The 13,419-nt window shown below is 66.0% G+C and carries 14 protein-coding genes; 10 read left to right on the top strand and 4 right to left on the bottom strand.

Annotated elements, in window-relative coordinates; all coding sequences use genetic code 11:
• Positions 1 to 140: 140 nt before the first annotated feature.
• The 10 genes from secY to SKC41_RS02425 all read left to right on the top strand — a co-directional run bounded on the left by secY (position 141) and on the right by SKC41_RS02425 (position 9,317).
• A complete protein-coding gene (gene secY / locus SKC41_RS02470; RefSeq protein ID WP_330976169.1) occupies positions 141 to 1,466 on the top strand; it encodes a preprotein translocase subunit SecY in 1,326 nt (441 codons plus the stop codon).
• Entirely contained in the window at positions 1,463 to 2,008 is a 546-nt protein-coding gene (locus tag SKC41_RS02465) for an adenylate kinase (RefSeq protein WP_330976168.1), read from the top strand. Before secY ends, SKC41_RS02465 begins: the two co-directional genes overlap by 4 nt.
• Before the next feature lie 2 nt (positions 2,009 to 2,010).
• Positions 2,011 to 2,811 (top strand): type I methionyl aminopeptidase, encoded by an 801-nt coding sequence (map, locus tag SKC41_RS02460; protein ID WP_330976167.1) that lies wholly within the window; start codon positions 2,011 to 2,013, stop codon positions 2,809 to 2,811.
• 51 nt (positions 2,812 to 2,862) lie between these two features.
• The gene (locus SKC41_RS02455) at positions 2,863 to 3,408 is read left to right on the top strand and encodes a sigma-70 family RNA polymerase sigma factor (protein WP_330976166.1); all 546 of its coding nucleotides are present in this window, start codon (positions 2,863 to 2,865) and stop codon (positions 3,406 to 3,408) included.
• A 70-nt stretch (positions 3,409 to 3,478) separates the two neighbouring features.
• The gene (locus tag SKC41_RS02450; protein WP_330976165.1) at positions 3,479 to 4,249 is read left to right on the top strand and encodes a zf-HC2 domain-containing protein; all 771 of its coding nucleotides are present in this window, start codon (positions 3,479 to 3,481) and stop codon (positions 4,247 to 4,249) included.
• A gap of 74 nt (positions 4,250 to 4,323) precedes the next feature.
• Positions 4,324 to 6,066: a thiamine pyrophosphate-binding protein gene (locus SKC41_RS02445; protein WP_330976164.1), complete on the top strand. Its 1,743-nt coding sequence runs from the start codon at positions 4,324 to 4,326 to the stop codon at positions 6,064 to 6,066.
• Positions 6,047 to 6,694 (top strand): SRPBCC family protein, encoded by a 648-nt coding sequence (locus tag SKC41_RS02440; protein ID WP_330976163.1) that lies wholly within the window; start codon positions 6,047 to 6,049, stop codon positions 6,692 to 6,694. The genes SKC41_RS02445 and SKC41_RS02440 overlap by 20 nt, the downstream gene beginning before the upstream one ends.
• Positions 6,695 to 6,701: 7 nt before the next feature.
• On the top strand, positions 6,702 to 7,721 hold the full coding sequence (locus tag SKC41_RS02435; RefSeq protein ID WP_330976162.1) for a 3-oxoacyl-ACP synthase III family protein: 1,020 nt from the start codon (positions 6,702 to 6,704) through the stop codon (positions 7,719 to 7,721).
• Complete coding sequence (locus SKC41_RS02430) at positions 7,721 to 8,758, top strand: pyridoxal phosphate-dependent aminotransferase (protein ID WP_330976161.1); 1,038 nt, start codon at positions 7,721 to 7,723, stop codon at positions 8,756 to 8,758. Before SKC41_RS02435 ends, SKC41_RS02430 begins: the two co-directional genes overlap by 1 nt.
• Positions 8,759 to 8,816: 58 nt before the next feature.
• Positions 8,817 to 9,317: a MarR family winged helix-turn-helix transcriptional regulator gene (locus SKC41_RS02425; RefSeq protein ID WP_330976160.1), complete on the top strand. Its 501-nt coding sequence runs from the start codon at positions 8,817 to 8,819 to the stop codon at positions 9,315 to 9,317.
• Here the strand turns inward: SKC41_RS02425 and SKC41_RS02420 are convergent.
• From SKC41_RS02420 to SKC41_RS02405, 4 genes are read right to left on the bottom strand one after another with little or no spacing between them, the layout of a single operon-like run.
• Positions 9,314 to 9,682: an STAS/SEC14 domain-containing protein gene (locus SKC41_RS02420; RefSeq protein WP_330976159.1), complete on the bottom strand. Its 369-nt coding sequence runs from the start codon at positions 9,680 to 9,682 to the stop codon at positions 9,314 to 9,316. The genes SKC41_RS02425 and SKC41_RS02420 overlap by 4 nt on opposite strands.
• A 44-nt stretch (positions 9,683 to 9,726) precedes the next feature.
• Entirely contained in the window at positions 9,727 to 10,614 is an 888-nt protein-coding gene (gene mmsB / locus SKC41_RS02415) for a 3-hydroxyisobutyrate dehydrogenase (RefSeq protein WP_330976158.1), read from the bottom strand.
• 10 nt (positions 10,615 to 10,624) lie between these two features.
• Positions 10,625 to 11,794 carry an acyl-CoA dehydrogenase family protein gene (locus tag SKC41_RS02410; RefSeq protein WP_330976157.1) on the bottom strand — a complete coding sequence of 390 codons (1,170 nt, stop codon included), beginning with the start codon at positions 11,792 to 11,794 and terminating at the stop codon, positions 10,625 to 10,627.
• Between the two features lie 4 nt (positions 11,795 to 11,798).
• Positions 11,799 to 13,331 (bottom strand): CoA-acylating methylmalonate-semialdehyde dehydrogenase, encoded by a 1,533-nt coding sequence (locus tag SKC41_RS02405; protein ID WP_330976156.1) that lies wholly within the window; start codon positions 13,329 to 13,331, stop codon positions 11,799 to 11,801.
• Positions 13,332 to 13,419: the final 88 nt, after the last annotated feature.

The raw sequence follows: 13,419 nt of genomic DNA, 5'->3' as shown, positions 1-13,419 counted from the left end.
CCATGACGCCCTTTTAAGGATCTACTCCGACCAGCTGTTAGTCTCGTACACGATTTGACGCGTGACGCCGTACGTCCTGGCCTGCGGGTGTTGAGCGCGCGTAAACGCAGGAAGACCCCCGGCCGCGCAGGAGGATAGAAGTGCTTTCGGCTTTCATCTCGTCGCTGCGAACAGTCGACTTGAGACGGAAGATCCTCTTCACGCTCGGCATTGTCGTGCTGTATCGCGTCGGCGCCGCTTTGCCATCGCCCGGCGTCAACTTCCCGAACGTGCAGCAGTGCATTAAAGAAGCCAGCGGTGGCGAAGCCGGGCAGATCTATTCGCTGATCAACCTGTTCTCCGGCGGTGCGCTGCTCAAGCTCACCGTGTTCGCGGTGGGCGTAATGCCCTACATCACCGCGAGCATCATCGTGCAGCTGCTCACCGTGGTCATTCCACGGTTCGAGGAATTACGCAAAGAAGGCCAGGCCGGCCAGGCCAAGATGACGCAGTACACGCGTTATCTGGCGATTGCGCTGGCCATCCTGCAGGCCACCAGCATCGTGGCGCTGGCGGCCAACGGCGGCCTGCTGCAGGGCTGCTCGCTGGACATCATCGCCGACCAGAGCATCTTCACGCTGGTCGTCATCGTGCTCGTCATGACGAGCGGCGCGGCGCTGGTGATGTGGATGGGTGAGCTGATCACCGAACGCGGCATCGGTAACGGCATGTCGCTGCTGATTTTCTGCGGTATCGCCGCGCGCATTCCGTCCGAGGGTAAGACGATCCTGGACAGCCGCGGCGGCATGATCTTCGCGGCTGTCTGTGTGGCCGCGCTGGCCATCATCGTCGGCGTCGTCTTCGTCGAGCAGGGCCAGCGCCGGATCCCGGTGCAGTACGCCAAGCGCATGGTGGGCCGGCGCATGTACGGCGGCACCTCGACGTATCTGCCGCTCAAGGTCAACCAGGCCGGTGTTATCCCCGTCATCTTCGCGTCGTCGCTGATCTACATTCCGCACCTGATCACCCAGTTGATCCGCAGCGGCAGCGGAGGCGTGGGCAACAGCTGGTGGGACAAGTTCGTCGGCACCTACCTGTCCGACCCGAGCGATCCGGTCTACATCGGCATCTACTTCGGGCTCATCATCTTCTTCACGTACTTCTATGTGTCGATCACCTTCAATCCCGACGAGCGCGCTGACGAAATGAAGAAGTTCGGCGGCTTTATCCCCGGCATCCGGCCGGGCAAGCCGACCGCCGATTATCTGCGTTTCGTGCTGAGCCGGATCACGCTCCCGGGCTCGATCTACCTCGGTGCGATCGCGGTGCTGCCCAACCTGTTCCTGCAGATCGGGAACGCGGGGGCGGTGCAGAATCTGCCATTCGGCGGTACGGCGGTTCTGATCATGATTGGCGTCGGGTTGGATACCGTCAAACAGATCGAGAGTCAGCTCATGCAGCGCAACTACGAAGGGTTCCTCAAGTGAGAGTCGTTTTGCTGGGGCCACCGGGGGCGGGTAAGGGCACACAGTCGGAGAAACTCAGCGAAAAGCTCGGAATTCCGCAGATCTCTACCGGAGATCTGTTCCGGAGCAACATCGGGCAGGGCACCAAGCTGGGCCTGGAGGCCAAGCGCTACCTGGATGCCGGCGACCTGGTGCCCTCCGACCTGACCAACCAGCTCGTCGATGACCGGCTGAACGACCCGGACACCGCCAACGGCTTCATTCTGGACGGATATCCCCGCTCGATCGAGCAGGCCCGCGCGCTACACGAAATGCTTGAACGCCGCGGCTCCGACATCGACGCCGTGCTGGAGTTCCGGGTGTCCGAGGACGAGTTGCTGCAGCGCCTCAAGGGCCGCGGCCGCGCTGACGACACCGAGGAAGTCATCATCAACCGGTTCAAGGTCTACAACGACGAGACCGCGCCACTGCTGGAGTACTACCGCGACGAACTCAAGACGATCGACGCCATCGGATCGTTGGACGAGGTATTCGCGCGCGCGCTGCGAGCGCTGGGCAAGTAGTGATGCGCGCGCTGGCGCGGCTGCGCAGAAGCAAGGTAGTGCCGCAGCGCAGCGCCGGTGAACTCGACGCGATGGCCGCGGCCGGCGCCGTGGTCGCCAACGCCCTGCAGGCGGTGCACGCGGCCGCGGTTGCGGGCGTATCCACCCTGAGCCTGGACGAAATCGCCGAGTCGGTGATCCGGGACGCCGGGGCGACGCCGTCGTTCCTGGGCTATCACGGTTACCCGGCGTCGATCTGCGCGTCGGTCAACGACCGGGTGGTGCACGGCATCCCCTCCGCGGCGGAAGTCCTCGCCCACGGTGACCTGGTCTCCATCGACTGCGGCGCGGTGCTGAACGGCTGGCACGGCGATGCCGCGATCACGTTCGGGATCGGGGCACTCGATCCCAACGACGACGCGCTCTGCGCGGCGACCCGGGAGTCGCTGGAAGCCGGCATCGCGGCCATGGTCCCCGGCAACCGGTTGACCGATGTCGCGCACGCCATCGAAATGGGCACGCGGGCGGCCGAGGTTCGCCACCGCCGCGCGTTCGGGATCGTCGAGGGTTACGGCGGCCACGGCATCGGCCGGCAGATGCACATGGACCCGTTCCTGCCCAATGAGGGATCACCGGGCCGCGGCCCGCTGCTGGCCCCGGGTTCGGTGCTGGCCATCGAGCCGATGTTGACCCTCGGAACAGGTAAAACGCTGGTGCTCGACGACGACTGGACGGTCACCACCACCGACGGCTCACGTGCGGCGCACTGGGAGCACACCGTGGCGGTCACCGAGCACGGGCCCCGCATTCTCACCTTGAGCTGAACTCGAACTAAACGCCTGTTCCGCTCGTTTCAATGGGCAGGAGGTGATCGAGTGGCTCGGGGCGCTGGTACCTGGGGGGCTTCGGGGGCGGCGGAAGCTGCGTTGATGAAGGCGCTCTACGACGAGCACGCCGCCGTCCTGTGGCGCTATGCGCTGCGGCTGACCGGCGACGCCGCCCACGCCGAGGACGTCGTCCAGGAAACGCTGCTGAGAGCGTGGCAGCATCCAGAAGTCGTCGGCGACACCGAGCGCTCGGCCCGCGCCTGGTTGTTTACCGTCGCCCGCAACATGATCATCGACGATCGGCGCAGCGCCCGGTATCGCAACGTAGTCGCTTCGACCGATGTCGACGGAGCGCCCGAGCAGGCCACGCCCGACGAGGTGAACGCGGCACTGGACCGGCTGCTGATCGCCGACGCGATGACGCAACTGTCCGCGGAACACCGGGCCGTTATCGAGCGTTCGTACTACCGCGGATGGACCACTGCACAGATTGCTGGAGACCTCGACATTGCCGAGGGAACCGTGAAGTCGCGACTACACTATGCCGTGCGGGCTTTGCGGCTCACTCTGCAGGAACTCGGAGTTACTCGATGACAGCGCGATGCCTTGTCGGGGCACCAATCCGTGTGGTCATCGGCTCCGAATGCTTGAAGGGTGACAGGAGATGGATGAAATGAAGACGCCGATACGAGATGTAGGCCCACCCGGCGACAACGAGGCCTTTGGTCTGATCATGGGTGACAATCACCGCTACGCGATGTGGGATGCCGCATACGTGCTGGGGTCGCTGTCGTCCGTCGATCGCCGTGAGTTCGAGGGGCACATGGTGCACTGCCCGGCGTGCCGGCACGCCGTCGCCGAGCTCAGTGGAGTGCCGGCCCTGCTTTCGCAACTCGATCGCGAAGAAGTTGCCGCGATCGCGGAGTCCGGCGACATCCCACCGGCGACGCCGGAGCCCTCGCCCGAGCTGTTGCCGTCGTTGCTGGCGAAGGTGGCCTGGCGCCGCCGCCGGACGCGGGCGATCACCTGGGTGGCCTCGTCCGCCGCGGCCGCGGTACTAGCGGTCGGCGTGTTCGTCGGCGTTCAGGGTCATACCCCGTCGGCGACCCCGCCGCAGCCGGTGGCCGCTTCGTCGGAGATGGCGCAGGTGGGTACCAACCTGCTGGCGTCGACGGTGCAGATCTCCAGTCAGCACTGGGGGACGTCCATCAACTTGAAGTGCGTCTGCCTGGCGCCGCCGTATGCGCACCACGACACGTTGGCGATGGTCGTGGTCGGTCGCGACGGCAGTCAAACCCGACTGGCGACCTGGGTGGCCGAACCGGGCCACACCGCGACGCCGGCCGCGAGCATCTCGACGCCGATCGAGCAGATCGCCGCCGTGCAAGTGGTCGCCGCCGATAGTGGTCAGGTTTTGTTGCAGCGTTCGCTGTAAAACCTCCTCAGGTGAACCGACGGCTCACCTGACTCGTGCCTTAGGCATCGTCTCAATCGAACTTAGGTGAGCAGATGCCTCGGAAGCACCGGGTTGTTGACCATATCGTCGAATGCCTCGCGTCAATCGGCGTCGACCACATCTTCGGAGTGGATGGCGCCAACATCGAAGACCTTTACGACGCGGCACATTTCCGCTCCGAGATCACCGCAGTACTGGCCAAGCACGAGTTCTCCGCCGCCACGATGGCCGACGGCTACAGCCGCAGCGGCGCCGGACTCGGTGTGGTGGCCGCTACTTCGGGCGGCGGTGCGCTGAATCTTGTAGCGGGACTTGGGGAGTCGCTGACGAGCCGAGTACCCGTGTTGGCTTTGGTCGGGCAGGCTCCGGCGACCATGGATGGCCGCGGCAGCTTCCAGGACACCAGCGGCAACAACGGAGCCCTGAACGCCGAGGCCGTTTTCTCCGCGGTGTCGGTGTCCTGCGAGCGGGTGCTGCGGCCGGCTGACATCGCTGCGGCGTTGTCCCGGGCCATCGCGGCAGCGCGCACCGGTGGACCGGCAGTGTTGTTGTTGCCCAAAGACATTCAGCAGGCATTCGTCTACGCCGATCGACCGGGCCCTATTGCTGTCGAGCCGCGGCCGATCGGAAACCCGCAGCCGATAATTCCGGTGTTGCGCAACGTCACCGGGCCGATCACGATCATCGCCGGCGAGCAGGTGGCCCGCGACAACGCTCGCGCCGAGCTCGAAGAGCTGCGAGCATTGCTGCGGGCCCGGGTCGCTACCGTGCCCGACGCCAAAGATGCCTCCGGCACACCGGGATTCGGCTGTTCGTCCGCGCTGGGGGTAACCGGCGTGATGGGCCACCCGGGTGTGGTCGAGGCGGTGGCCGCCAGCGCGGTGTGCCTCGTGATCGGCACCCGTCTTTCCGTCACGGCCCGGGCCGGTCTCGACGACGCCCTGGCGACGGTGCGGACCGTCTCGATCGGCTCTGCGCGGCCTTATGTTCCGTGCACGCACGTGCACACCGACGACCTGCGTGCGTCGCTGCGCATGCTGACTCATGCCCTGTCCGGTAGCGGGCGACCAACCGGCGTGCGGGTGCCCGACGTCGTGTCGCGCTCCGAATTGACGCCCCCGTCCTGCGTTGGCGAGGGCTTGCGTTACCGCGATGCCATGACGGTGCTCAACGGTGTTCTGCCCGACGGCACCGACATCGTGGTCGACGCGGGCAACACCGGTGCGTCCGCGGTGCATTACCTGCCGGCCCGGCGCGGCGGCAGATTCACCGTCGCACTCGGCATGGGCGGCATGGGCTACAGCTTCGGGGCGGGTATCGGGATGGCTTTCGGACGGGCCAACAGCGGACGGCCGCATGGGCGCACCGTGGTCATCGCCGGCGACGGAGCGTTTTTCATGCACGGCATGGAAGTTCACACCGCGGTGCAATACCGGTTGCCGGTGACGTTCGTGTTGTTCAACAACAACGCGCATGCGATGTGCGTGACCCGCGAGCAGTTGTTCTACGACAACCTATACAGCTACAACCGATTTCGCCCCAGCCGGCTGGGTGCCGGGCTGGCAGCCATGTTCCCTGGGCTGAGGTCGACCGACGTCAGCGACGCCAAAGAACTCGCCGCCGCGATGGGCACAGCGCTCGGCATCGACGGTCCCGCGGTGGTCAGCGTCGAGTGCGCCGCCGACGAGATCCCGCCGTTCGCCCCATTCCTCACGGCGGCCAAGACCGAAACCATTGCTATTGACCAGATTCCGACCGTTAAGGAGAAGTGTGCCAATGTCGCTGCCAGCGCTTGAAGATATCCCCGATCTCATCGACGGGGTTACTCGCATCGAAACCAGCCCTAGGGAGCAGGCCACTCCGATCATCATGGACATGATGCGATCGGTGTACCCGCACGATCAGGTCTTCGGGGAGTACTGCACCGTCAACGATTACATCGACTGCCCGCCCGACGAGCTGTTCGAGTACCTGTCCGACACGCGCAGCCTCGAAGAGTGGACCTACAGCCTGCGCGGCTTCACCCCGACCGAGGAGCCCGGCCTGTGGCTGGCCTACGACCGGCTCGGCTCGGAGACCGAGATCTACACGCGCACCGTCGCCAACGAGCAGGCTCGCACCGTCGACTATCACTGCGCGTGGGACCAAGGCAAGCATCTGTGGATGATCTACCTGATGCGCGTAATCGACGCGCAGGTGGTCCTCGACAAACCCGGTTCGGTTGTGCTGTGGACCAATTGCCATCATCCGTTCTACGACCAGAACCCGTATCCGGAGACCGCGCCTGCGCAGCGCCCGGTGTGGGTCGGCGACTTCTGGGACATGTTCGGCGCAGGCCACCTGCTGGAATTGAAGAACCTCAAGGCAATCGCCGAGTACCGCCATCACAATGGCCTGCCGGTGACCCCCGAATGGATGAGATGAGCGAATCATGGGTAACCGAACCGTCAGCCTGATCGACGTCTCCACCTATCTGCCCGGCGAGCCGATCCCCGCCGAGTACTACGCACAGTTCGCCGAATCCGACGAGCTCCGGGAGAACGTCATGTTCCGGGCTCCGAAGTTTCGCCATCACGTTGCGCCGGACGAGAGTTCGATCGACATGATCGAACGCGCGGCGCAGGGACTCGTCGAGCGGCACGGCCACGACGTCGTCGAAGGCGCCGACGTGCTGATCACCCACACTCAGGTGCCCGACATGGCGTTCTACGGGCAAGGCGGCGGCATTGCGCACCGGCTGGGCCTGCGACCGTCGTGGGTGCTCGACCTGAACAACGGTGGCTGTGCGGCATTTGTGTTGGCGCTCAACGTGGCCCGCAAACTGCTGGCATCCGGTGAAGGACACACCGCGCTGATCGCGATCGCGCAGAACGCGGCCGGGCAGTTCTTCGATCAGCCGACGATTCGCTGCAAGGCGCAGTCGGCCGTGCCCGGTGACGGGGCGGCGGTCGGACTCGTCACGGTGGGCGACGAGTCGCCGATCCTCGATGTCGAGTGCCGCACCTTCGGCGAATACGCGGGAGAGATGACGCTTTCCTACGACCCGCCGCGCAAGTGGTGGCAGGCCGGCCCCGGCGAGGGCAGCATCGGCTTCACCGAAAGCAAGATCACCAAGGTGCTGGCCCGCGGCAACCGGCAGGTTCCCGAGGTGGCGTACGCGGTCTGTGACCGAATCGGATTGTCCACCAAAGACATTGATCTGATGGTCACCAATCAACCGAACAGGGCGTTTCTGCGCAACTGGCGTGACGCGCTCGAGTTGCCACCGGAACGGCACCGGGACACCTTTGAGGAGTGCGGCAACCTGTTCGGCGCCGGGATCCCGATCAATCTGGATCGCGCGATATCCGACGGCCAGCTCAAGTCCGGTGATGTGGTGCTGATGGCGGGCTTCGCCCACGCCGGCGACTTCGCCGGTGCGGCGGCGGTGCGCTGGGGCGGTCGAGCCTGATGCAACCACTCGTAAGCTCCGCCACCGCGGAGGTCGATGACTCGGTTCCGCATGCTGTCGATCCATTGGCGTTGTCGCTCAACGAAAATCCGTTCCCACCACTTCCCGCGGTGCGATCGGTGTTGGTCAAATCCATCGACGCGGCCAACCGGTATCCGGAGTTCCTGCCCGAGCGATTGCGCAATCTGATCGCGAATCGCATCGGAGTCGGCTCGGAGCAGGTGGTGCTGGGCGCCGGCGCGACGGGGGTGGTGTTGCAGACCCTGCAGGCACTGACCGTTGCGGGCGACACGATGGTCATGTCGGCTCCCACCTTCGACGGCTACCCGATCATCGCGCAGATGGCGCGGCTGAACCCGGTGACGGTGCCGCTGAACAAGGGCGGCCACAACGATCTCGACCGGCTGGCCGACGCGGCCGCGAGTGCCCGCATTGTGGTGCTGTGCCGGCCGCACAACCCCACCGGCACGCTGGAGCCGACGTCGCACCTGTTCCGCTTCCTGCGCCGGGTGCGTCGCGACACCATCGTGCTGCTCGACGAGGCGTATATCGAATTCGCCGCACCCGAACACCGGGTCGAGGTGTCGGCGCTGGCGCGTCGATTCCCCAATGTGGTTGTGGTACGGACGTTTTCCAAAGCGTACGGGCTGGCCGGGCTGCGGATCGGCTACGGGGTGGCGGCGCCCGAGCTGGCCGCGACGATGTGGTCGCACCAGCTGCCGTTCGGTATCGCGATGACCAGTCTGCCGGCGGTCGCGGCGTCCTACAACGCTGAAGGCGAACTGCTGCAACGGATCCGGATGATCACCTCCGAGCGGCGGTATCTGCGAATGCGGCTGTCCGCGCTGGGGATATACACGACCGACGCGCACGCGAACTTCATGTACCTGCCGTCGAAGAACGCGCAGGGCCGGCCGTGGAGTGAGGTGTTCGCCGACAGCGGGCTGCGGGTGCGCTGTTATCCCGATGCTGGCGCGCGGATTACCGTGGGCAGCCGCGAATCCACGCTCGCGGTGCTGGCCGCGGTGGGCAGATAGGCGCCCGCTGAATCGGGCCAGTTGACCCGCTTTTGCCGCAAGTGCGGTAAGAAAAGGGGTGGCCCCCGATAAGAAGCGCGACCCGATCGCCGCCGCACGCACCAACTGGGAACGTGCCGGCTGGGGCGATGTGTCGCAGGGCATGGTCGCGGTGACGTCGGTGATGCGTGCGCATCAAATCCTGCTGGCACGGGTAGAGACGGCGCTACGGCCGTATGACCTGAGTTTCTCGCGCTACGAGTTGCTGCGGCTGCTCGCGTTCAGCCGGACCGGGGCGCTGCCCATCACCAAGGCGTCCGACCGACTGCAGGTCCACGTCACCAGCGTCAGCCACGCGATCCGCCGGCTGGAGGCCGACGGGCTGGTTCAGCGGGTGCCGCACCCCACCGATGGGCGCACGACGCTGGTGCAGATCACCGAGCTTGGGCGGTCCACTGTCGAGGACGCCACCGTCACACTCAACGAGCAGGTGTTCGCCGACATCGGCATGCAAACCGCCGAATCGCAGGCGCTGGTGTCCGCGATTGAAACGTTGCGCCGCAACGCCGGTGACTTCTAGCCGGCGGCCCACTGTTTGGCGCGCTCGAGGTCGTCGAGCCCGAACACGGCAATCTCGCCCGGGACCATCCATGCCAGCGCGTGCAGGGTATGGGCGACCCACTCCTTGTCGGACACGACCGCGATTCGCTTGAACGCCGAGTGATGCTTGAATACGCTGCCGAGGCCCAGCTTGAGGTCCTCGACCAGGCCGCCGGGGCCGAAGCCCTCGTAGTCGGGCGCGATGACCTCGACGATCCTGATCTCGTCGCCGCTCACGAGCCCTTCCATGGCGGGCTTGAAGTCGCGCAGATCGTCACCGTTCAACCGGCCCGATACGCGGATGCCGGTGACCCCGGCCGGCATGTCGTCCAGCACTTCGATCATCGAATGCCCCTTTCTGACAACCGCATTGCGGAAGACCGATCCTCCTAGCGCAGCGCCTCGATCACCGCGCTGAAGTCCAAGGCGCCGTGGGAGGCGTCGGACGCGATAAACGCAGCGTAGATCTCGGCGGCGTGCTTGCCCAGCGGCGCGGCCGAACCCGTCGACGACACCGCGTCCATCGCCAGTCCCAGGTCCTTGTTCATCAACGCGGTCGCGAAACCGGGCTTGAAGTCGTTGTTGGCCGGCGAAGTCGGAACCGGGCCCGGCACAGGGCAATTGGTGTGCACGGCCCAGCAGTTGCCGGTCGCGCCGGTAATCACGTCGAACAGCGATTGCGCCGACAGCCCGAGTCGCTCGGCCAGGACGAATGCCTCGCCGATCGCGATCTGTTGCACGGCCAGCACCATGTTGTTGCACACCTTGGCGGCCTGCCCGGCCCCGGCGGCGCCGCAGTGAATGATCTTGCCCGCCATGGGTTCTAGCACTCGGCGCGCTCGCTGCACCGCGTCTTCCTCGCCGCCGACCATGAATGCCAGCGTTCCGGCGACGGCACCTTTCACCCCGCCGGAGACCGGGGCGTCCAGCTGCGCGACGCCGTGTTCCTTGGCCTGCGCATGAACTTCCCGGGCGTCGTCGACCGAGATCGTGGAGCTGTCGATGAACAGCGCGCCGGCGCGCGCGGCCGGCAGCACCTCGGCGTAGCAGCGTTTGACCAACTCGCCGTTGGGCAGCATCGTGATGACCACGTCCGCGCCGGCCACCGCTTCGGAGGCGCTGCCGAAACCGGTGACGCCGGCCGAGGTTGCCGCGGCCAGGGCCGCGGGCACCGGGTCGAATCCGCGCACCGCGTGGTTGGCGGCGACAAGGTTGGCCGCCATCGGCGCGCCCATGTTGCCCAGCCCCAGGAAAGCCACCGTCAGATGCTCCGTCATTGCTGCCTTTCTAACCGGTGGCTTGAGAAGCCCTGAATCGGCCGGCCTCGGCACGACCGATGACCACCCGCATGATTTCGTTGGTCCCCTCCAGGATTCGGTGAACCCGAAGATCGCGGACGATCTTTTCCAGACCATACTCGCGCAGGTAGCCGTAGCCGCCGTGGAGTTGCAGCGCCTTGTCCGCGACGTCGAAGCAGGTGTCGGTGACGTAGCGTTTGGCCATCGCGCACAGCTCGACCTTGTCGGGGTCGCCGGCGTCCAGTGCGCTTGCCGCCCGCCACAACATCAGTCGTGAGGTCTCCAGCCCGGTGGCCATGTCGGCCAGGGTGAAACGGATGGTTGGCTCGTCGAGCAGTGCCGAGCCGAACGCCTGCCGCTCGCGCACGTAGGCCCCCGCCTTGTCGAAGGCAGACTGCGCGCCGCCGAGCGAGCACGCCGCGATGTTGAGCCGGCCGCCGTTGAGGCCGTTCATCGCAATGCCGAAGCCGGCGCCCTCGCCCTCGGCGCCGCCCAGCATTGCGTCGGCGGGAATCCGCACGCCCTCTAGGATCACCTGTGCGGTCGGCTGGGCGTGCCAGCCCATCTTCTCCTCAAGAGCGCCGAAACTCAGCCCCGGCGTGCCCTTTTCGACGATGAAGGCCGAAATACCGCGCGGTCCCTCGCCGCCGGTGCGGGCCATCACCACGTAGACATCCGACGCGCCCGCGCCCGAGATGAACTGCTTGACGCCGTCGAGCACATAGTCGCCGCCGTGGGCGACCGCACGGGTGCTCAACGCGCTGGCATCGGATCCGGCGCCGGGTTCGGTCAAGCAGTAGCTGGCGATGACGTCCATCGGCGCCAGCCGCGGAATCCATTCCTTGCGTTGCTCGTCGGTGCCGAAGCTGTCGATCATCCACGCGCACATGTTGTGGATGGACAGGAACGCGGCGGTGGTGGGATCGGCGATGGCCAACTGCTCGAAGATCCGCACCCCGTCGAGGCGGCGCAGCCCGCTGCCGCCGACGTCCTCGCGGCAGTAGATCGCCGCCATGCCGAGCTCGGCGGCTTCCCGCAAGACATCGGTCGGGAAGTGCTGCGCCGCTTCCCATTCCAGGGCATACGGAGCAATCCGCTTGGCAGCGAATGCCGCTGCCGTCTCGGTGATGACCCGTTCGTCGTCGTTCAGGGCGAACATGGACCTAATCCATTGTCGGGATGACGAATTCGGCGCCGTCCTTGATCCCGGATGGCCAGCGCGACGTCACGGTCTTCACCTTGGTGTAGAACTGGATCGACGCCGGGCCGTGTTGGTTGAGGTCGCCGAAGCCGGAGCGCTTCCAGCCGCCGAAGGTGTGATAGGCCACCGGCACCGGGATCGGCACGTTGACACCGACCATGCCCACTTCGACGCGTGCCACGAAATCGCGCGCGGCATCCCCGTCGCGGGTGAAGATCGCGACACCGTTGCCGTACTCGTGCTCCGACGGCAGGCGCAAGGCCTCCTCGTAGTCGTGTGCCCGCACGATGCACAACACCGGCCCGAAGATCTCGTCGGTGTAGATCGACATGTCGGTGGTCACATGATCGAACAGGGTCGGCCCGATGAAGAAGCCGCCCTCCAGGCTGGCTGTGCCTTCTGGGAGCCCATACGTCAATTCATCGCTGCGGCGTTCGCGGCCGTCGACCACGATCTCGGCCCCGGCTTCCACACCCTGGTCGATGTAGTTGCGCACCCGGGCCAGCGCGGCCTCGGTGACCAGCGGGCCGTAGTCGGCCTTCGGGTCCAGGCTGTGGCCCACCCGCAGCTGGTTGATCCGCTCAACCAGCCTGGCGCGCAACCGATCCGCGGTCTGCTCGCCGACGGGCACCGCGACGCTGATCGCCATGCAACGCTCGCCGGCGCTGCCGTACCCGGCGCCGATCAGCGCGTCGACGGCCTGGTCGAGGTCGGCGTCGGGCATCACGATCATGTGGTTTTTGGCGCCGCCGAAGCACTGCGACCGCTTGTCGTTGGCCGCGGCCGTCGAGTAGATGTAGTGCGCGATGTCGGAGCTGCCGACGAAGCCGACGGCCTTGATGTCGGGATGGTGCAGGATCGCGTCGACGGCTTCCTTGTCGCCGTGCACGACCTGGAACACCCCGGGCGGCAGACCGGCCTCGAGGAAGAGTTCGGCCAGGCGCACCGGCACCGATGGGTCGCGCTCACTTGGCTTGAGCACGAACGCGTTTCCACACGCCAGGGCGGGCCCGGCCTTCCACAGCGGAATCATCGCCGGGAAGTTGAACGGGGTGATGCCCGCGACCACGCCCAGGGGCTGGCGCAGCGAGTAGACGTCGATGCCCGGGCCGGCGCCCTCGCTGTATTCGCCCTTGAGCAGATGCGGGATGCCGATGGCGAACTCGATCACCTCGATGCCGCGCTGAATGTCGCCACGTGCGTCGGGCACTGTCTTGCCGTGCTCGAGCGACAGCAATTCGGCCAGCTCGTCCATCTTGCTGTTGACCAGCTCGATGAACTTCATCATCACCCGGGCGCGGCGCTGCGGGTTCGTTGCGGCCCAGCCCTTTTGGGCCTCGACCGCCGAGGCGACCGCGGTGTCGATGTCGGCCGCCGACGCCATCGGGACCTTTGCCTGCACCTCACCGGTGCTGGGGTTGAAGACATCGGCCGTGCGGGTGGATTGGCCGGCGACGCGCTTCCCGTCGATGAAGTGCGGGATCTGTGTGGTCATGGGGTGCCCTTGGGTCTTGTTCCAGTGCTTAAGCGGATACTTGCATATCCTAGTAACCGCGTTCTGACCTTGGCAAGGTGGGTTACCT

Origin of the sequence: Mycobacterium sp. 050128 (genome assembly GCF_036409155.1) — a bacterium.
Classification (GTDB): domain Bacteria; phylum Actinomycetota; class Actinomycetes; order Mycobacteriales; family Mycobacteriaceae; genus Mycobacterium.
The sequence above is the reverse complement of the archived record's forward strand: the minus strand, read 5'-3'. Positions and strand labels throughout refer to the sequence as shown.

What these genes read in the sequence shown, in the direction of transcription:
- map (WP_330976167.1), top strand. Translation starts at nt 2,011, where the DNA reads ATGCGCGCGCTGGCGCGGCTGCGCAGAAGCAAGGTAGTGCCGCAGCGC.
- SKC41_RS02450 (WP_330976165.1), top strand. Translation starts at nt 3,479, where the DNA reads ATGGATGAAATGAAGACGCCGATACGAGATGTAGGCCCACCCGGCGAC.
- SKC41_RS02445 (WP_330976164.1), top strand. Translation starts at nt 4,324, where the DNA reads ATGCCTCGGAAGCACCGGGTTGTTGACCATATCGTCGAATGCCTCGCG.
- SKC41_RS02440 (WP_330976163.1), top strand. Translation starts at nt 6,047, where the DNA reads ATGTCGCTGCCAGCGCTTGAAGATATCCCCGATCTCATCGACGGGGTT.
- SKC41_RS02435 (WP_330976162.1), top strand. Translation starts at nt 6,702, where the DNA reads ATGGGTAACCGAACCGTCAGCCTGATCGACGTCTCCACCTATCTGCCC.
- SKC41_RS02430 (WP_330976161.1), top strand. Translation starts at nt 7,721, where the DNA reads ATGCAACCACTCGTAAGCTCCGCCACCGCGGAGGTCGATGACTCGGTT.
- SKC41_RS02420 (WP_330976159.1), bottom strand. Translation starts at nt 9,682, where the DNA reads ATGATCGAAGTGCTGGACGACATGCCGGCCGGGGTCACCGGCATCCGC.
- mmsB (WP_330976158.1), bottom strand. Translation starts at nt 10,614, where the DNA reads ATGACGGAGCATCTGACGGTGGCTTTCCTGGGGCTGGGCAACATGGGC.
- SKC41_RS02410 (WP_330976157.1), bottom strand. Translation starts at nt 11,794, where the DNA reads ATGTTCGCCCTGAACGACGACGAACGGGTCATCACCGAGACGGCAGCG.
- SKC41_RS02405 (WP_330976156.1), bottom strand. Translation starts at nt 13,331, where the DNA reads ATGACCACACAGATCCCGCACTTCATCGACGGGAAGCGCGTCGCCGGC.